This is a genomic window from Glaciihabitans sp. UYNi722 (assembly GCF_040549465.1).
Taxonomy (GTDB): Bacteria; Actinomycetota; Actinomycetes; order Actinomycetales; family Microbacteriaceae; genus Lacisediminihabitans.
This window is the reverse complement of the sequence record NZ_JBEPTL010000027.1, coordinates 1-17,917: the sequence shown is the minus strand read 5'-3', so window position 1 is coordinate 17,917 and position 17,917 is coordinate 1. Positions and strand designations below refer to the sequence as shown.

The following is a 17,917-nucleotide window of genomic DNA, read 5'->3' as shown; positions in this document are numbered from 1 at the left end:
GCTACTCAACGATCGCTCCGAACATCGCGCTGAGGATGTTGGGCCTGGTCATCCGACCGCCGACCAGCACCTCCTGCACCGAACCGTCTCGGAAGACGACAGTGGAGTCTGCTATCGCAAGCAGCTCTTCGATCTCACTAGACAGGAGCACAATGGTCGTCCCCCCATCCGCGAGCCTTCGATACAGCGCGTGCATCGCACGTTTCGTCGGGTGGTCTACCCCTCGCGATGGATCGTTGAGGAGCAACAGGCTCGGCGATGCCGCAAGCCAGCGCGCCAACAGGACCTTCTGCTGGTTCCCCCCGCTCAACGTTCGAATCGGGGCAGACGGAGACTCGCAAACGATGCCGAGCTCCGTCGCGAAGTCTTCATACGCTGCGCGGAGCCGCCGGGAACTCACCAGACCGAATCGCGAGTAGTTCGGGAGGGTCGCAATCGCGAAATTGTCCCGCACTGACTGACTTGCGAGGATACCTTCGGTTTTCCTTTCACGAGGAAGATAAGCGATCCCGTTGCCAAAGGCCTCTCGCAGGTTTTTGACACCCCTCGTGCCGAAGTTCTTTTCCTTGATCGTCAGCTCGCCCGCCAATGGGCGCCGCAAACCGCAGAGCGACTGAAGAAACTCCTCTTGTCCGCCGCGCTCGAGTCCAGACAGTCCTGTAATGCGCCCGGTTGGAATCGAAATTGTGAATGGGCGCGCTCGCTTCTCGAGCACGTAATCCCTTGCGTTCACAGCGATCTCATTCATGCAGCCTCCTTGCCGCTTAGTAGGGAGAGCAATCGAGACTCGCTAAATTCCTCACGTCCGAGAGTGGCAACCCTCGAGCCTGATCGCAGGACTGTCACCTCGTCCGACAGCGAGAGGACCTCATCCATGCGATGGGAGATGAAGATAACCGCCATGCCGGCCTGAACGCGCCTGGCCACAGCTTCGAACAGTAGGTCTCGTTCACCGATGTCCATGGCTGCGGTCGATTCGTCCAGCACCAGCACTTTGGGCTCCAGCGCGAGGGCTCGAGCGATCGCGATCTGCTGCTGCTGTACCAGGTTGAGTTTGCCGACCTCCGCCGCCGGGTCAAATTTTACTTTCGATAATTCGCTCAGCGACGAGAGTGCCAGTTCTCGCCGTGCTCGCCCTCGCAACTTCCAAGAGAACCAGGCGTCCTGTCCGAGGAAGACATTTTCCGTGACCGTCCGATTGGGCGCCACGAGTACTTCCTGAAAGACAGTTGCGATACCGAGCGAACGTGCCCGGCGCGGAGTAACCGGATGAAGCGTCTCGCCCCTCATCTCGACACTCCCCCTGTTCGGCGGAAGGACTCCCGAAAGGATCTTCACGAGGGTGCTCTTGCCCGATCCGTTCTCGCCGAGGATTGTGTGTACCGTTCCGGGTCGAACAGTCAATGACACGTCGTCCAACGCAACCGTCTCTCCGAACGTGCGCCGAATATTGCGCAAAGCAAGTTCTCCAGAAGGCAGTTGCTCATCCACCGGGGAATTCGCCCCCTCAACGTCGCTCATCCCGTGCCTTTCTTTTGAGCGTATTCCGGTCTCTACAGCTAACTAGCTGCAGGGATCGGGAGTTTGCGAATACTGGAACGGTCCGACGTTTCCGGCAGTTTTGAAGTAGGAATCCATCAGATCGCTTGGCAGTGGATCGGCCTTCACAACCGGAAATACTGATGCAGCATCCACGGTCATGCAGGATTCGTACAGCGCTGGGAGATCCGCTTCCGTGACGCGAGGAATCGGCACCATCATCGTGCTGAGCTTCGGTCCGTTACCTTGCAGAATTCGCATTGCGATATTGAAGCCGGTTTGGGCAGTCCACGATGGGGTCAGCGCGACGCCATCGAACTTGAAGTAGTCCGGATTCGCCTTCCAGAAGCCGAGGGCATCACCGGTGATTGAACCGGTTATGAGCGGGGCCGGCTTCCCGGAATCCTTAAAGGCTTGAGCGATGATCGACGTTTCGGATCCGGTCGACCAGACCGCCCCGACCGGGGCGGCACTCGTTGTCAGGGCAGTAAGCACTGCGGACTTGGTGACCGACGGTGTCCAGTTGCCATTGACCTCCGAAGCGATAGTCGTGCCCGTCTTCGCCCATTCCTGCTTTGCTCCCTGATTCTGTTGGACGGCAACAGGGTTGCCCTCGATCCCCTTCACCATGAGCACGTTCTTCGACTTCTCGCTGACTGCCTTCGCGAGGTCACGTCCCATGACGTTGTAATTCGAGTCCACGTTGACTGCGGCGGCCGAGGTAACCGAACCTGCGATCGTCACAACGGGAATCCCCGCCGCTTTTGATGCTTGGATTGCCTGGTTGAGTCCAGTCGACGAGCCGGCGATGACGATGATGACAGAGCATTTTTGCGACGTGAACTGACGAATCTGTTGGTTTTGCCGAGCGACGTCGTTCTCAGATACCGCGACTTCGAAACTGGAGACGAGTTTGTCCTTCTTGTACTGTTCCGACAGCCGTGAAAGTTCGTTCTTCACCGCTACTCGCCAGGAGTTCCCCTCGAAGCTGTCCGAGAAGCAGACCTTCCAGGGGCCTTCGATCTTCTTGAAATCCGCGTAGGGCGACACTTCGACATTACTTGTGGCGGCGACATACTGTGATTTAAGTGCCGCCGGCAGATGGCTTATGACGGCTTTGGCGTCCGCCGCGACCGGCTTCGCGCCGCTCCCCGTGGTTGTTGCACCCGAACATCCCGCGAGAGCGAGGGAGCCGGTGAGCAAGACCGCTGCGAGCATTGCAGTTCGAACACTGAGGTGGGACTGATTCAATTTCGTTTCTCCTAGAGGACATTCCGCGGATCGATAAATGATTTTGGTGAGCTATTCGTGCTGTCGTCCTTCGTCACGGGCGGCGTGTGACGCTCCACCGCTTTTCTTTATCGGCGAAGTACGGAAATAGGAACCCCGATCGGACGAGCTCATCGAGATGTTCCGAGGTGGTCACCCAGATCTGCAGGATGACCGCGTATTCCGGGCGGGCGAGATGCACCTCGGCGACGATCTGTTCCAGGCTGAAGTCACTGAGTCGTGAGGCAATCGCCTGAAGTAGAGACGACAACTCCGCGGTCCAACTGAGGGCGCCGTCGATGAACGAGTCGGCCTCAACCCCCGAGAATATTCCAGCGTGCGCGGTACAGAGCCGATCAGGCGCTGACGTCCGAACGCGTTCGAGGGATCGGATGTAGTCGGGGATAGTCCTGTACATGGGAAAATCTCGAGAATTCGACTCCGTATTGAAAATACCCCTTTCCTGTATGGCATCACCTGAGAACGCTGTCCCGCTAGTGGCGTCGAGGTAGAGCATTTGGCCCGGACTATGCGCCCCGAGGTGTACCGCTTCTATCTCGCGTCCGGAGCCGAAAGTGAGAATCTCACCGCCCACGAGTGGGTGATCGATTGCAACCGGCTCGCCACACGATCGGCGAATCAATTCTTCGCTCGCGGCGTCGGGCTTCCATTCCCCCGGGGAACCATATTCGTAGAGTTGGCAATAATGCCGATCGACATCTTCGGCCCATCCTGTGTCGAGCGCCCCGAGCGCAAAGCGAGCCTGAGGAGCGTGCTCTTTGACCCAGCCGTTGCCTCCGATGTGATCCACATGTCCGTGAGTGCCCAGGACCAGCTCCAAAGATCCGAAACCGCCGCGACTTTCAAGGAACGGGCCGATTGACTCACTCGGTGTGGTCGAAACTCCGGTGTCGATGAGCGCCCACTTGCCGCCACTGGCAAGAAAGTAGACGACATTGGGAAAACCCCAGAACGGCGCGTTGACCGCATAGGTGTCTACTGCGACCTCGTGAACCGCACCAATGGCCGCATTTTCGAAAAGCGCTTTTCCCGCTGACGCCATGACCTTCAATCCTCACATCTTTGTATTGGAGCGAAACTGCAGTCGACCTTGGCTGTTTGGGCAGACATATGTTGACCGCGAGTCAGAAGTTGTATTTTTCGGGCTTAAATACGCGCGTTTCGCTTGAAGTAACGTTTGAGCACGTAGTTTGACAGTAGTAGTTTTTGACCGGGAGGGCTAGACATCGGATGTTTTCTCAGAGTACGACGGGTATGAGTCGCCAGAATGGCGATTGATTCGTCCACCTCTCTTGTAATGTCGTCGCCCGTCTGAACGTCCCCGCTTCGCTGAAAGACCATCTTTTGTGACCGCTTTTGACGGTCGCCACGGAGTCGGGCGCCAGTGGCCAAGCCCGCGCTCGAAGGACTAGTCGCCGAAGGATTGCCGATCAGGCGGTCAGATCACGCTGTGGCCGGGCCGATCTTTCCACGGGCCGCTGTCGCCGTATCCGCTCGCGCTGGCATAGACGATGGTCGGGTTGATCTTCCGCACCGACTCGTAGTCGAGGCCGATGCGCTCCATGACGCCGGGTCGGAAATTCTGGATAATCACATCGGCCTTCGCGACGAGCCTCTTGACGTAGGCGAGATCGTCGGGATCCTTGAGATCGGCGGTGATGCCCTCCTTGTTGCGATTCATCGCGTGGAAGGAGACCGTGTCGCCGTCTGCGGTACGACCGGCGAAGGCGAGAGTTCGACCAATGTCGCCGCCCTGTGGTCGCTCGATCTTGATCACTCGGGCACCGAGATCGGCAAGGCGCATCGCGGCGACCGGGCCGGCGAGGAACTGGCTGAAGTCAAGCACGAGGATGCCGTCGAGCGGCGGGAGGCATTGCGGACTTTCCTGTCGGAACTACGGCGGTCCGGCATGAGTGAATCGGCGATCGAGCCGAGTGCTCAATCGTTTGCTCAATCGTAGCGATTCGGCTCGGACGGTGCAGGACGAATTCGACCCTCACGCGACTGCGTGCATGAGCCGTGACCCGACTGCTCGCAGATTCCACAACCCTGACCTGCGACCCGTGCCGGCGGCCAAATGACACGAGGGGTTGCGATAACAAAACTTGTCGGGTATTTTTGAACAAACGTTTGCGCACCCGGTTCATGAGGATGGTCCTGAGGGCCCCTCCACCGGGAAGTCGGCGAACAGTGCACATTCACAATGGAGGAAATCATGCGCTGGAGATCAAAGAGGATCATGGCAATCGCCGCGATTGGGCTGTCTGCTGGCCTCGTGCTAGCAGGCTGCAGCGCCGGCGGGAGCAACGGTACTAGCGGCGGAGGCTCGGGCGGAGGCACCCTGTCGATCGGTACGGGCGGCGTCTTCACCGACAGCAACAACCCCTTCGCATCCACCTCGAGCGCGTCTGCGAATGGCTGGCGATGGCTCGTCTATGAGCCTCTGGTTCAGACAAATTCGGTCGACCCGACGGCCAAGCCCGAGCCATGGCTCGCATCCGCCTATAAGTGGAACACTGACTACACCAAGGTGACGTTCACGGCACGTGACGGAGTCAAATGGAGTGATGGTAAGGCCTTCACCGCCGACGACATCGCGTTCACTTTTAATCTCATCAAGTCCAACGAATCGCTCAACACCGCCAGTATTCCGTTCACTTCGATCAAGAAGAGCGGGAATGACGTCACCGTCAGCTTCGGTGAGTCGCAGTTCGTGAAGCAGGCTGCGACGATCGGTCAATTCATCGTGCCGGAACACCTCTGGAAAGATGTATCGAACCCTGCCACCTTCCAAGATAAGGCGCCCATCGGAACCGGGCCGTTCCTGTTCTCTTCGGCGTCGTCGAGTGTAGCAAAGCTGAAGAAAAATACCGCCTACTGGCAGGCGGACAAGGTCAAGGTCGGCGCGGTGGTCTATCAGGCACTGCAGGGTAACGACGCGATCCTCAATGGCCTCGCAGCACACAAGCTCGACTGGGCTGGATCCGCGGCTCTCAACCTTAAAGAGGGGTTCCTCGATAAGGATCCGAAGCGCAATTTCGCTTGGGGCCCGGCCGTGCTGGGAATCTCCGCGTTCGTCGTCAACACGGCCAAGGCCCCCTTCGATGACGTTCATCTTCGTCGCGCGATGAGCATGGTCATCGACCGAAAGAAGATCGTTAAGCTCGCCTCGAATGGCCAGACGCCCGTCGTCAAATCGGTCGCCGGCCTCCCCCAGCCGGTCGGTGACTCGTTCATCGATCCTTCTTTGAAGGGCAAAGACGTCAGCATCGACCTTGCCGGTGCGAAAGCGGAGTTGACAAAGGGTGGATTCTCTCTCGATGGAGGGGTCTTGAAAGATGCTTCCGGCAAAGCGGTGATAATGACTCTCATTGACCCGACGGGATGGACCGACTATCTCACCGCCCTCCAGGTCATCAGCGACAACTTCGGACAGATCGGCATCAAGACGACGACTGAGACGCCGTCGCAGGACGCCTGGCAGGCAGCTCTCTCCTCCGGTAATTTCGACGGAACTATGCGGTACTCCAATTCCGGACCGACGCCATACGACATCTATTCGAGCTACGCCGACGGAAGTCTCTTTGCACCGATCGGGTCCCCGGTCACCGGCAACTACGGGCGCTATAACAATCCCGCTGTGACCAGTGCGCTGAAGCAGTATGCGACCGCGTCGAGCGACAACGACCGCACGGCGGCCATGAAGACCATCCAGGAAGCGTGGACGACAGATGTTCCGGCTATCTCGATTTGGGCCAACCCAGCCAACGCGATGTTCACCACGGTCAACTTCACGGGCTGGCCGTCCGCGGACGACCCGTACGCCTCTCCAGGAATCTTGAGTAGTAGCGTCTCGAAGATCATGGTCACGCTTAAACCGGCAAAGTAACGTCTTCGGAGGGGTGCCGGCGTGCGCAGGCACCCCGGCACCCCTCCTCTCTACAGAGTGGTGAGAGGAAACCAATGACCAGTTCAGGGCCACGCCCGATCGGCGTCGAACCGCCGCTACTTGAAGCAGAGAACATCAGCATGGCCTTCAAGGTCCGAGGGAAACTTCGTCGGATCGGTGCTCCCCCGCGTCTGCTGACTGCGGTCGACCGCGTCTCCCTCCAGGTGCGAGCAGGCGAGGTTGTGGCTGTCGTCGGGGAATCCGGCTCTGGCAAATCGACAATCGCGCGAGTGCTCTCGCAGCTGAACCGCCAGACCTCCGGCGTGGTGCGTCTCAGGGGGGAGGAAATCCGCGTGAAGGGAACTCGTGCTTTTCGTCGATATTGCACGCAGGTGCAGCTGATCTTCCAAGACCCGTTCGCCTCACTCAACCCGCTGCGCACAATTCGCTACCACATCGCTGATCCGCTAAAGATCCATGGCAACACCGAGGGCGACGTCGACAAGGCGGTGCGGATGCTGCTCGAAAGGGTCAAGCTCACGCCGGTGGAGCGATACATCGACAAGTATCCCCACGAGCTTTCCGGAGGGCAACGGCAGCGAGTATCAATCGCGCGCGCTCTTGCTGCCGGGCCGGAGGTTCTCCTGGCAGATGAGCCGGTATCCATGCTGGACGTGTCGATCCGCCTGGGTGTACTCAATCTCTTGAAGGAGTTGAAGGAGGACTTCGATCTCGGGATTCTCTACATCACACACGACATCTCATCGGCGCGGTATTTTTCCGATCGTGTGCTCGTCATGTACGCGGGCCAGATAGTCGAGTCAGGCGGGGCGGAGGATGTGACCCAGAACCCGAAACACCCCTATACGCAGTTGCTCATCGAGTCCGCTCCTAATCCGGACAGTCCCTCGCTGGGTATCGAAGACGGCGCGGAGCCCGTTTCTTCCGAACCGCCGAGCCTGATCACACCGCCGAGCGGATGTCGATTCCACCCGCGTTGCCCCTTTGCGACGGAGAAGTGTTCGGCCGAGGCGCCGCCGGAGATCTCCGTCGGAGACGGAAGGTTCGCGGCCTGTTGGGCATATTCCGACGCACCGTCCGACCTGCCGCTTCCGAAGATCGGAATGCTGACGCGATGAAATACATTGCTCGTCGGATCATCTTCTATCTGATCACCGCCTGGGCAGCGATCACGATCAACTTCCTGCTGCCTCGGCTACTCCCGGGGGATCCGGTCCAAGCCCTACTGCTTCGATTCAAGGGGCAGATCAGTGAACAAGCGACCCAATCGCTCTACGTGCTGTTTGGTCTCGATAAGTCACAGAGCCTGTGGAGCCAATACATCAGCTACTGGGTGCAGCTCTTCCGCGGAGACCTCGGTCTCTCGTTCACGTTCTTTCCGACGCCGGTGTCACAGGTCATCGGGCAGTCGCTGCCGTGGACGCTCGTGCTGGTGGGCGTCTCGACCGTCATCGGTTTCGCTCTGGGAACCGCTGCGGGAGTCATCGCGGGCTGGCGTCGCGGGGGGTGGACAGAGAGACTCATCCCGGTGACCAGCTTCTTCTCGTCGATCCCCTACTTCTGGTTGGCGCTCCTGTTGATCTCCATCTTCGCCGTAAACCTGCACTGGTTCTCCGATGCCGGTGGATACGACATCCTGACCGATCCCGGCTGGAATCTGGACTTCATCCTCAGTGCCGCGTATCACGGCATCCTGCCGGCGCTCACGATCGTTATCAGCTCGTTCGCCGGGTGGATGCTCGGGATGCGCAACATGATGGTCACCGTGACGAGTGAAGACTACGTGGTCGTGGCCCATGCAAAAGGTTTGAGCGAGCGGACCGTCAACTTCGCCTACGCCGCTCGCAATGCGATCCTCCCCAGCGTCAGCGGTTTCGCGCTCTCGCTCGGTTTCATCGTCGGAGGCACTCTCTTGACCGAGATGGTGTTCTCGTATCCGGGTATCGGCTACACCATGTTCCAGGCTGTGCAGGCGAAGGACTATCCCCTCATGCAGGGCATGTTCCTGGTGATCACGTTCGCGGTGCTCTTCGCCAACCTCGTGGCCGACATGGTCTATGTATTTCTCGACCCGCGTACTCGTTCGGAGGTGTGACCATGACCTATATCGCGTCAGACACAGAAGCGATGCTCGAAGGGGATGACAACGAGCGCGCATTCGTTGAAACCAAACGCCAGCATCCGTTGTCCGGATTTTGGCGCACTCCGAAGTCACGGGTGGGGCTGATCATCTTCGCGGCCTTCGTGCTGCTCGCCATCGTGGGACCGATGGTCGCGCCGTTCAACCCGAATGCGCTGACCGACGACCTCCTGCAACCGCCGTCGCTGAAGCACATTTTCGGTACAACTCTCACCGGCCAAGACGTCTTCTCTCAATTTCTCGTGGGAGCGCGCAGCGTGATGGTGGTGGGGCTCATCGCGGGCACAGTCGCCACCCTGTTGGGAGTCATTGTCGGAATCAACGCCGCGCTGTTCCCCGGATTCGCGGACGAATTCCTGTCGGCTCTCGCGAACGTCTTCCTAGTTATCCCCGCACTGCCGCTGATCATTCTCATCGCGGGATTTATCCCCAACGGCGGTGGGTGGATCACGGTTTCGCTCGTGATCAGCGTTACAGGATGGGCGTGGGGGTCGAGAGTCATTCGCGCCCAGACTTTGTCATTGCGAAATCGCGACTTCGTCCAGGCCGCGCGCGCGACAGGAAAGAGCACCTCATCGCTGATCGTGTTCGAGATCTTCCCGAATCTTGTGCCCATCATCGCCGGCGGCTTCGTCGGCACGGTCAATTTCGCGATTCTGTCGATGGTGTCGCTCTCGTTCATCGGGATCGGATCGTCGAGTGACTGGAACTGGGGCACGATTCTCTTCTGGGCACAGGGTCAGCAGGCGCTTTCGCAGGGTGCCTGGTGGTGGTTTGTGCCTCCCGGGCTCGCCATCGCGATCCTGGGAATGGGCCTGACGCTCATCACACTCGGGATCGACGAGTTCGTCAATCCCAAGCTCCGCGCCGGTGGCCTTGATCTCAAGGCGCTGAAGCGCGCAAAGGTGCGGTCACGCGTGGGCTACACGGCAGTGCTGCCGGAAAAGGGGCGATCATGAATGACGCGCGGAGCGAAGACCCGGTGCTGGAGATCAAGAACCTCTGCGTCTCTTACGGCACAGGGTCCGGAGAGGTGCGGGCGCTCGAGAACATCACGGTCACCCTCAACCGGGGTGAAGTGCTCGGGCTCGCCGGGGAATCCGGGTCCGGAAAATCCACCCTGGTCTATGGCGCCACGCGACTCCTTTCCCCGCCCGGCATCGTGACGTCGGGCGAGGTGCTCTATCACCCGCCGACCGGTGGAGAAGCGGTAGCCATCCTGCGAGTCGACGATGACAAACTCCGGCAGCTGCGATGGAACGACATCGCTATCGTCTTCCAGGGTTCAATGAACTCGTTAAGTCCCGTATTCCGCATCGAACGGCAACTGACCGATGTGATCGCTAAGCATCGACCGGCGTCGTCGAGGATCGAGCGGAGCACACGAGCGCGCGAACTTCTGAAGATGGTCGGAATTCCCCAGGACCGGTTGATCGCTTATCCCCATCAGCTCTCTGGCGGAATGCGACAGCGCGTGATGATCGCGATGGCGATGGCGCTCAACCCCGACGTGGTGATTATGGACGAGCCGACGACGGCGCTCGACGTTGTGATGCAACGTCAGATTCTGCAGGAGATTCTCCGGTTGCGCTCGAAACTGAACTTCTCGGTCATCTTTATCACCCACGATGTCTCGCTGCTGATCGAGCTCGCCGACCGTATCGCCATCATGTACGCGGGACGCATTGTGGAGGAGGGACCTGCGCAGGACCTCTATCGCAATCCGCAGCACCCCTACACTTACGGACTGCTCAACTCATTTCCCTCGCTGCACGGCGAGCGCAAGGAAATTGTCGGCATTCCAGGATCACCGCCGGATCTGCAGAACATGCCATCGGGTTGTCCCTTCACTCCTCGGTGCCCGTTCGCGTTCGAAGCATGCCATAAATCCATGCCTCCACTGACCGGCTCTGATCAGTTTCCCCGAGAGGCACACGTTGTCGCCTGCCATCTGCATTCCGCAGATTCTGCTCGGGTGCCGATCGAATTGAGTTCCCCCCGCGTGCGAGGCTCGGTCTAGTGGCAGATGTTCGTTTCTGGACCGCAACCGCCGGCACAGACTGGGAGCACGGCCTCCCGTGTGGGAATGGATCGATGGGCGCGCTGCTCTATGGGAACGCGGGGCGCCACGAGATCACTGTGGCGCACGAACGGGTGGTGCTTCCGACCGACGAGCCAAGGCGCGCGCCGATCCTCGCCCCGGACCTTCCGCTCATTCGCGAGTTTATCGATACGGGCCGTGCGCAGGAGGCCGCCGTGCTGGGGGTTGCGCGCGCGAGAGAGCAGGGATACCCCGGACTGCAGTGGACCGATCCACTCGTGCCGTCCGTCACCATCGTCATCGAGACCGACGACCGGGAGGTCTCGCAGTATCGACGCACTGTCGACCTGGCCGGTGACGTCGTGTCCGTATCGTGGAACTCCGGGGATCAGAAGAGATCGATCGACCTGTTCGTGAGCCGGGCGGACGCCGTCGTAGTGGCGCGACTGCGCGGCTTCACCTCATCCCTGCGCGTGAGATCCGAGCCGCCGCGGAACGTCGTGACGAGCGCATCAGGAGTGAAGGGGGGAAATGCCGAGAGAGTGAGCTTCGACTACTCGGAGCAGAACGGTCTCGAGCGTCTCGGGATGCGTTTTCGAACGGAGTGGACGTCGATCCTCGCGGGTTCCGATGCAACGGTCCTCACTCAAGCGAAAGACGACGAGCTCGTGATTCTCGCGGATGTTCGGCCGGTCTTCGCGTCGGAATCATCGCTTGCGCCGCACCCCTCTTCGGCGGTAGAGGTCACCCACGACTTCGCCGGACTGCTGGCTCGCCATGAAGCCGCCATCGCCCGCGAGATCAACGTCGTTACTCTCGACCTCGCGGCGCAGTCCGATTCGCGATCGACAGAGGATCTGCTCGCAGATGGTTCATCGATGGCGCGAAATCGCCTGCTCGAGCTCCAGCATCGATCGGCGCAGCGACTGATCGCGTCGAGCACCGGCGAATATCCTCCCACTCTTCAGGGGGTCTGGTCGGGTACCTTCGATCCGGCGTGGTCGTCGGACTACACGATGAACGGCAACGTGCAGAGCGGCTCCATTTCGAGCATGCTCAGTTCCGGCAATCCGAAGCAGCTTCGCACATTCCTCGATCTGCTCGAGGGGCTGACCGACGACTTCCGCGCGAATGCCGAGAGGCTCTTCGGCACGCAGGGGTATGTGCTTCCATCGCGGTGCAGCCCCACCCACGGGGCATGTACCCACTTCGACGAACAGCATTGCCACGAATTCTGGACTGCCGGTGGCGCCTGGGCTTCGATGTTCTTCTTCGACTTCGTCTGGCACACCGGCGACGTGGAGTACCTCCGCGCGCACGCCTATCCTTTTGCGCGAGAGGTCGAACGCTTCTATGAGGGCTTCCTTCTCAGGGATGCGGGAGGACGGATCACGTTCTCACCCTCGTACTCGCCTGAAAATCGGTCGCCCACCTTCGATTCGCAAGCGTGTCGAAACGCGACGATGGATCGAGCCGTGCTCGCCGGACTGCTGGATGGCCTTCGACGCGCCGCGCTGCTTCTGGGAATCGATGAAGATCTCGATCAGCGACGCGGAGACTGGCTCGCCTCCCTTCCTCCCTACCGTGTCGCTCCGGATGGGACCCTCGCCGAATGGCTCGACGAGGGAGCGATCGAACAGGTCGGACATCGCACCTCATCACACCTGCTCGGTACCTGGTTCGAGCCCGACCGAGACCTTGTTACGACCCATCGTGAACCGATCCGTCGGCTCATCGAAGAGAAGTTGCGGTGGCGATCCAGTGGCGGCCATCGTGAGGAGATGGCGTATGGACTGACCCAGTTGGGTATCGCGGCGGCGGCAATCGCCGAGCCGGAACTCGCTCTCGAATGCGTCGACCGCATGTCGCAATTGTATTTTCTGCCCACGTTGTCGACCACTCACGACGTGGGCGCGATCTTCAATGTCGACATCGCGGGCGGACTCCCCGCGGTGGTGCACTCCATGCTGGTCGGCTCGACGATCGACACCCTCACGGTCTTTCCGGCGCTGCCAGAGCGGTGGAGCCATGGATCGTTGCGCGGCCTTCACGCACGAGGGGGCATCATCGTCGACACGCTCGAATGGAGCCCGACCTCGATTCGTCTTCAGGGCAGAACCACTCTCGGATCCCGGGTGTTGCGGGGTCAGCAGATACTCGCGGTAGACCTGCCGCGCGGCTGGACGGTGCTCAGCGGGACGATTCGCGGCCCTGAGAGCGAGGCGCCCAATCGGTGGGTGGGCGAAATCGCTGACGGCAGTGCTTTCACCGTGGAAGCCAGCCGATGAGGCTCCCCCGCGCGACGGTGCGGGACAGTGAGCTGGCCGTCTCCCTCGAGGCACTGGCGCTGGACTGCGATGACGCCTCTTTCGGTGTCGACAGCGTGATGGTCGTTCGTGGCGGTGAGGTTGTGCTGGAACGGTACTGGCATGGATGGGCGCCGCGGATGCCCCACGAAATGTATTCCGTGACCAAGACCTTCACCGCCACTGCCGTGGGCATCGCGGCAGACGAGGGCCTGATAGACGTCGATTCGCCGTTGCGCCAGTTCTTCGGTCGCGAAGGCGACGGCATCGACGAGCGGATTACGCTGCGACATCTCCTGACTATGACGAGCGGTCGCACCGCCAGTGATAGCGAGATGCGGTTCCGTTCCCGGGATCAGGCCGTCGCCGCCTATGCAGAGCTCGAACAGGTCAGAGCGCCGGGAACGGCATTCTCTTACTGTTCCCTCACGAGCCACATCCTCTCGCTCGCCCTGCGCGTGCGCACGGGGAAGACACTGTTCGACTTCCTCGAACCGCGGCTTCTGTCGCCCCTAGGAATCTCAGCGCCGGCATGGCAATCCGATCTCGACGGCAATCAGGTCGGGGGCTCCGGGCTCTTTCTCACGACTGAAGACCTCGCGTGCTGTGGCCTTCTATTTCTCCAGCGGGGCAGTTTCGCCGGGCGCAGAATCTTCTCGGAGTCGTGGCACGCCTCGGCGACCTCACCCCAGATCGACACCGCTATTCCCGGAGAGGATCGCAGCGAGTGGATGCAGGGGTACGGCTATCAGATGTGGCGCGGACTGAACTCGACGTACCGAGCAGACGGGATGCTCGGTCAATTCGCGATCGTCGCGCCCGACCACGACTCGGTGATCGCGGTGACCGCTCGCAGCCACAACACCGATCGCATCCTGGCGGCCGTGGCCGATCGGTTGCTCACCTGAGCGGTTGAAAATCGACCTGCGACCCTGCCTGACCCGACCCGACCCGACCCGAAGGAGACCCTCCCATGATCACCGCAACCGCGCTCATCGACCCCCAGAACACGATCTCAGATATTGACCGCCGAATCTTCGGCGGCTTTGTCGAACACCTCGGACGCCACATCTACGATGGGATCTTCGAGCCGACCCATCCGACCGCCGGCGAAGACGGTTTCCGCAGCGACGTGATCGAGCTGGTCAGGGAACTCGGCGTCTCGACGGTTCGCTACCCCGGCGGCAACTTCGTTTCGGGCTACCGATGGGAAGACGGAATCGGACCTGTGGCCGAGCGTCCGCGCCGCCTGGACCTCGCGTGGCATTCCACAGAGACCAATGAGGTGGGCCTGCATGAATTCGCCGGATGGCTCGACAGGGTCGGCAGCGATCTGATGCTCGCGGTTAACCTCGGCACCCGCGGCACCCAGGAGGCGCTGGACCTATTGGAGTACGCGAATGTCGACGCCAAGACGGAGTGGACCGATCGGAGAAGGGCCAACGGACATCCAGAGCCCTTCGGTGTGACGATGTGGTGTCTCGGTAACGAGATGGACGGATTCTGGCAACTCGGACATCTGAACGCCGAGGACTATGGCAAGCTCGCGTCCCACACAGCACAAGCGATGCGCATGATCGACCCGTCACTCGAGTTGGTCGCCTGCGGTTCTTCGGGACGTGACATGCCCACCTTCGGCTCCTGGGAGCGCACGGTACTCGAGCCGTACACTTGTCTAACAATGTCGTCGGCCCTCCGCACTCTTCTCAAGACCACCTCGGTGTCCCAGGCGGTCTACGACGCCCTTCGTGAGAGCATCGTCACCACGGCGGAGGCGCCGGGGAGCCTGCTGACCGAGACGGCCATCGCGACCCGCTTCGGCGTAGCCCGCCCGACTGCCAAGGCAGCACTGGAGCGGCTGGTGAGCGAGGGGCTGCTCATCCGGCGTCCCCATCATGCCGCGCAGGTTCCGCAGCTGACCAGAGACGACATCCAGGACCTGTACACGAACCGCGCCACGCTCGAAGAGGCCGCCGTACGTAACCTCGCGTTTGATGGAACGGTTCCGACGGAAGCACTGATCATCCATCGCCAACTCATTGAACACGTGCGCGACGACAATCGCCCCGCACTGGCGCGCGCCGACCTCGACTTCCACCGCGCCCTCGTGCTGGCGCAACACAGTCCGAGACTGGCGAAGATGCACGGATTGCTTATGGGCGAAATCGAGCTGTGCATCGGGCAGGTGCAATCACATCGCCTGATGCGGCCAGACGATATCGCTGAACAGCATCAGGGCATTCTGGATGCGGTCGCGGCCGGCACGATGCCCCTCGCCGGCCGCCTCACCCGCGAGCACATCACCACCGCCCGCGATCGGCTGCTCGAGCACTTCGACGAGACGACAGAAGGATCCGTCCCATGACGATTACCGTCGCACTTCCGGATGCCACGACACTCAAGCGCCTGTCCCCGGCGCCCGAGGGCGTCGACTTCGTGGTCTGGACCACGGACGAGCCCCCGCTTGAGGCGCCGATCGACCTGCTCCTGTTGCCGTATTCGGTCTCGTCCGATGCCCTGCCGAAGCTCGCGGACTCCACGGTCTCGGTGGTTCAGAGCCAGGCACTCGGTTTCAACGGTGTCGCCGACGCGCTGCCTCCGGGTATCGCCTACTGCAACGCCGTAGGAGTGCACGAGGGCCCGACTGCGGAACTCGCGGTCGCTCTGATCCTCTCGGCACAGCGCGGACTCGATGTCATGGCCCGCACCCAGCCCTCCGGACGCTGGCAGCGCGACTGGTATCCGGGCCTGGTCGGATGCTCCGTGTTGATCATCGGCGTCGGGGGTGTCGGCGGAGCCATCGCGCGTCGACTTGCACCCTTCGAGGCATCGATCACGCGTGCCGCCCGAACCGCGCGCACCGATGAGGCTGGCGACATCCACTCGATGGATGATCTGCCCGAACTCCTGGCTGCCGCCGATATTGTGGTGATCGGAGTGCCACTTACCGCCGAGACCACCCATCTCGTCGACGCGGAGTTCCTCGATCTCATGCGACCCGGTGCCCTGCTCGTCAACGTCTCCCGCGGCCCGATCGTCGATACGGAAGCTCTCACCGATCGCGTGCGCACCGGCGCGGTGCGAGCCGCCCTCGATGTCGTCGATCCGGAGCCCCTGCCGGCCGATCATCCGCTGTGGACGCTGCCAGGGTCAACCCTCACACCGCACATCGGCGGCAACGTCTCGAGTATGCCCACCCGCATCGACCCGATCGTGCGCGAACAGATCTCCCGGCTGCGTAACGGCCTCTCCCCTCTCAATATCGTCGTCGACACTAGGACAGCACAATGAAACTCGAACGCCACATCCCCAAGGTGCGCGACCTCGCGCCGCTCATGCACTTCGCTACCCCTGAGCTCAACGCGAAGAAACGGCGCCTCGCCAAGGCGCTGACGATCTACGACCTACGCGCGATCGCACAAAAGCGCACGCCGAAAGCCGCCTTCGACTACACCGAGGGGGCCGCCGAGGCGGAGATCTCGCTTGCCCGCGCGCGCCAGGCCTTTGAAGACATCCAGTTCAACCCGTCGGTCCTGCGGGATGTCTCGGTGGTCGATACCGCCTCGACGATTCTCGGCGGACCCGCCGCCCTGCCATTCGGCATCGCCCCGACCGGATTCACCCGCATGATGCAGTCGGAGGGCGAGATCGCCGGTGCCAGCGCGGCCGCCGCGGCAGGCATCCCCTTCTCGCTGTCCACCATGGGAACGACGGCGATCGAAGACGTGAGGGCTGCGAACCCGAACGGCCGCAACTGGTTCCAGCTCTACATGTGGAAGGATCGCGATCGCTCGATGGCTCTCGTCGACCGTGCTGCAAAGTCCGGGTTCGACACCCTGCTGGTGACTGTGGATGTGCCCGTCGCCGGAGCACGACTCCGGGACAAGCGCAACGGATTCTCGATACCGCCACAGCTCACTCTCGGCACTGTCATCAATGCGCTGCCGAGGCCGGAGTGGTGGATCAACTTCCTCACCACCGAGCCCCTCGCCTTCGCCTCCCTCGACCGCTGGTCTGGCACCGTCGGAGAGCTGCTCGACACGATGTTCGACCCCACAGTGACCTTCGAGGACCTGGCCTGGATCAAGGATCAGTGGCCGGGAAAGGTCGTGGTCAAGGGAGTGCAGAACCTCGATGACACCCGTCGTCTCGCGACCATGGGAGTCGACGGCATCATCCTCTCGAACCACGGCGGCCGCCAGCTCGACCGTGCACCGATTCCATTCCACCTGCTCCCGGATGTCGCCCGCGAGGTCGGTTCGGACCTCGAGGTCCACCTCGACACCGGCATCATGTCGGGCGCCGACATCGTCGCGGCCATCGCCCTCGGCGCGGACTTCACCCTCGTGGGTCGCGCGTACCTCTACGGACTCATGGCCGGCGGACGCGAGGGTGTCGACCGCATGATCGAGATACTCGGTGAGCAGATCACCCGCACAATGCGCCTCCTTGGCGTCACCTCCCTCGCGGAGCTGACGCCGGCCCATGTCACCCAGCTTGAGCGTCTCGCGCCCCGTGCCCTCAGTACCCCGGCGGCTACCGCTCCGCGGCCGGCAGCACGCGCGACGGCAACCAAGCCGAAGACCTCCCCACCTAAGCCTGGATCCACTGATTCTTTGAGGTCGGGTGTCGCTTTTTGATTTGAGAGGGTTGATGGGCTGAGGGCAGTATTGATCTGCGGGCCTCGCTGT

15 protein-coding genes are annotated in these 17,917 nt (G+C 61.3%); 10 read left to right on the top strand and 5 right to left on the bottom strand.

The genetic code is table 11. The annotated features are described in order from the left end of the window. Nucleotide 1 precedes the first annotated feature (1 nt). The 5 genes from ABIB56_RS15975 to ABIB56_RS15955 all read right to left on the bottom strand — a co-directional run bounded on the left by ABIB56_RS15975 (nt 2) and on the right by ABIB56_RS15955 (nt 4,681). Nucleotides 2-748: an ATP-binding cassette domain-containing protein gene (locus ABIB56_RS15975; RefSeq protein WP_354570214.1), complete on the bottom strand. Its 747-nt coding sequence runs from the start codon at nt 746-748 to the stop codon at nt 2-4. Further along, nucleotides 745-1,521: an ATP-binding cassette domain-containing protein gene (locus tag ABIB56_RS15970; RefSeq protein ID WP_354570213.1), complete on the bottom strand. Its 777-nt coding sequence runs from the start codon at nt 1,519-1,521 to the stop codon at nt 745-747. The genes ABIB56_RS15975 and ABIB56_RS15970 overlap by 4 nt, the downstream gene beginning before the upstream one ends. Before the next feature lie 42 nt (nt 1,522-1,563). Further along, nucleotides 1,564-2,790, bottom strand: coding sequence for a substrate-binding domain-containing protein (locus tag ABIB56_RS15965; RefSeq protein WP_354570212.1), 1,227 nt, complete (start codon nt 2,788-2,790; stop codon nt 1,564-1,566). Nucleotides 2,791-2,863: 73 nt separating this feature from the next. Further along, nucleotides 2,864-3,871, bottom strand: a complete 1,008-nt coding sequence (locus ABIB56_RS15960) for an MBL fold metallo-hydrolase (protein ID WP_354570211.1) — start codon at nt 3,869-3,871, stop codon at nt 2,864-2,866. 396 nt (nt 3,872-4,267) lie between these two features. Further along, nucleotides 4,268-4,681: a CoA transferase gene (locus ABIB56_RS15955; RefSeq protein ID WP_354570240.1), complete on the bottom strand. Its 414-nt coding sequence runs from the start codon at nt 4,679-4,681 to the stop codon at nt 4,268-4,270. 363 nt (nt 4,682-5,044) lie between these two features. Here ABIB56_RS15955 and ABIB56_RS15950 point away from each other — a divergent pair, with 363 nt between their 5' ends. The 10 genes from ABIB56_RS15950 to ABIB56_RS15905 all read left to right on the top strand — a co-directional run bounded on the left by ABIB56_RS15950 (nt 5,045) and on the right by ABIB56_RS15905 (nt 17,866). After that, complete coding sequence (locus tag ABIB56_RS15950; protein WP_354570210.1) at nt 5,045-6,718, top strand: ABC transporter substrate-binding protein; 1,674 nt, start codon at nt 5,045-5,047, stop codon at nt 6,716-6,718. A gap of 74 nt (nt 6,719-6,792) precedes the next feature. Beyond that, nucleotides 6,793-7,857 (top strand): ABC transporter ATP-binding protein, encoded by a 1,065-nt coding sequence (locus tag ABIB56_RS15945; RefSeq protein ID WP_354570209.1) that lies wholly within the window; start codon nt 6,793-6,795, stop codon nt 7,855-7,857. Continuing rightward, nucleotides 7,854-8,834: an ABC transporter permease gene (locus ABIB56_RS15940; RefSeq protein WP_354570208.1), complete on the top strand. Its 981-nt coding sequence runs from the start codon at nt 7,854-7,856 to the stop codon at nt 8,832-8,834. Before ABIB56_RS15945 ends, ABIB56_RS15940 begins: the two co-directional genes overlap by 4 nt. 2 nt (nt 8,835-8,836) lie before the next feature. Then, nucleotides 8,837-9,838 (top strand): ABC transporter permease, encoded by a 1,002-nt coding sequence (locus ABIB56_RS15935; RefSeq protein ID WP_354570207.1) that lies wholly within the window; start codon nt 8,837-8,839, stop codon nt 9,836-9,838. Next, complete coding sequence (locus tag ABIB56_RS15930) at nt 9,835-10,899, top strand: ABC transporter ATP-binding protein (RefSeq protein WP_354570206.1); 1,065 nt, start codon at nt 9,835-9,837, stop codon at nt 10,897-10,899. The genes ABIB56_RS15935 and ABIB56_RS15930 overlap by 4 nt, the downstream gene beginning before the upstream one ends. Next, complete coding sequence (locus tag ABIB56_RS15925; protein ID WP_354570205.1) at nt 10,899-13,208, top strand: glycosyl hydrolase family 95 catalytic domain-containing protein; 2,310 nt, start codon at nt 10,899-10,901, stop codon at nt 13,206-13,208. The genes ABIB56_RS15930 and ABIB56_RS15925 overlap by 1 nt, the downstream gene beginning before the upstream one ends. Continuing rightward, nucleotides 13,205-14,134: a serine hydrolase domain-containing protein gene (locus tag ABIB56_RS15920; RefSeq protein ID WP_354570204.1), complete on the top strand. Its 930-nt coding sequence runs from the start codon at nt 13,205-13,207 to the stop codon at nt 14,132-14,134. Before ABIB56_RS15925 ends, ABIB56_RS15920 begins: the two co-directional genes overlap by 4 nt. A gap of 65 nt (nt 14,135-14,199) precedes the next feature. Next, entirely contained in the window at nt 14,200-15,591 is a 1,392-nt protein-coding gene (locus ABIB56_RS15915; RefSeq protein ID WP_354570203.1) for an alpha-L-arabinofuranosidase family protein, read from the top strand. Beyond that, complete coding sequence (locus ABIB56_RS15910) at nt 15,588-16,517, top strand: NAD(P)-dependent oxidoreductase (RefSeq protein ID WP_354570202.1); 930 nt, start codon at nt 15,588-15,590, stop codon at nt 16,515-16,517. Before ABIB56_RS15915 ends, ABIB56_RS15910 begins: the two co-directional genes overlap by 4 nt. Continuing rightward, nucleotides 16,514-17,866 carry an alpha-hydroxy acid oxidase gene (locus ABIB56_RS15905; protein WP_354570201.1) on the top strand — a complete coding sequence of 451 codons (1,353 nt, stop codon included), beginning with the start codon at nt 16,514-16,516 and terminating at the stop codon, nt 17,864-17,866. The genes ABIB56_RS15910 and ABIB56_RS15905 overlap by 4 nt, the downstream gene beginning before the upstream one ends. Nucleotides 17,867-17,917 lie beyond the last annotated feature (51 nt).

Excerpts from the sequence above, each read along its gene's own strand:
- ABIB56_RS15975 (WP_354570214.1), bottom strand. The coding sequence starts at position 748 with ATGAATGAGATCGCTGTGAACGCAAGGGATTACGTGCTCGAGAAGCGA.
- ABIB56_RS15970 (WP_354570213.1), bottom strand. The coding sequence starts at position 1,521 with ATGAGCGACGTTGAGGGGGCGAATTCCCCGGTGGATGAGCAACTGCCT.
- ABIB56_RS15960 (WP_354570211.1), bottom strand. The coding sequence starts at position 3,871 with ATGGCGTCAGCGGGAAAAGCGCTTTTCGAAAATGCGGCCATTGGTGCG.
- ABIB56_RS15950 (WP_354570210.1), top strand. The coding sequence starts at position 5,045 with ATGCGCTGGAGATCAAAGAGGATCATGGCAATCGCCGCGATTGGGCTG.
- ABIB56_RS15945 (WP_354570209.1), top strand. The coding sequence starts at position 6,793 with ATGACCAGTTCAGGGCCACGCCCGATCGGCGTCGAACCGCCGCTACTT.
- ABIB56_RS15940 (WP_354570208.1), top strand. The coding sequence starts at position 7,854 with ATGAAATACATTGCTCGTCGGATCATCTTCTATCTGATCACCGCCTGG.
- ABIB56_RS15935 (WP_354570207.1), top strand. The coding sequence starts at position 8,837 with ATGACCTATATCGCGTCAGACACAGAAGCGATGCTCGAAGGGGATGAC.
- ABIB56_RS15930 (WP_354570206.1), top strand. The coding sequence starts at position 9,835 with ATGAATGACGCGCGGAGCGAAGACCCGGTGCTGGAGATCAAGAACCTC.
- ABIB56_RS15920 (WP_354570204.1), top strand. The coding sequence starts at position 13,205 with ATGAGGCTCCCCCGCGCGACGGTGCGGGACAGTGAGCTGGCCGTCTCC.
- ABIB56_RS15915 (WP_354570203.1), top strand. The coding sequence starts at position 14,200 with ATGATCACCGCAACCGCGCTCATCGACCCCCAGAACACGATCTCAGAT.
- ABIB56_RS15910 (WP_354570202.1), top strand. The coding sequence starts at position 15,588 with ATGACGATTACCGTCGCACTTCCGGATGCCACGACACTCAAGCGCCTG.
- ABIB56_RS15905 (WP_354570201.1), top strand. The coding sequence starts at position 16,514 with ATGAAACTCGAACGCCACATCCCCAAGGTGCGCGACCTCGCGCCGCTC.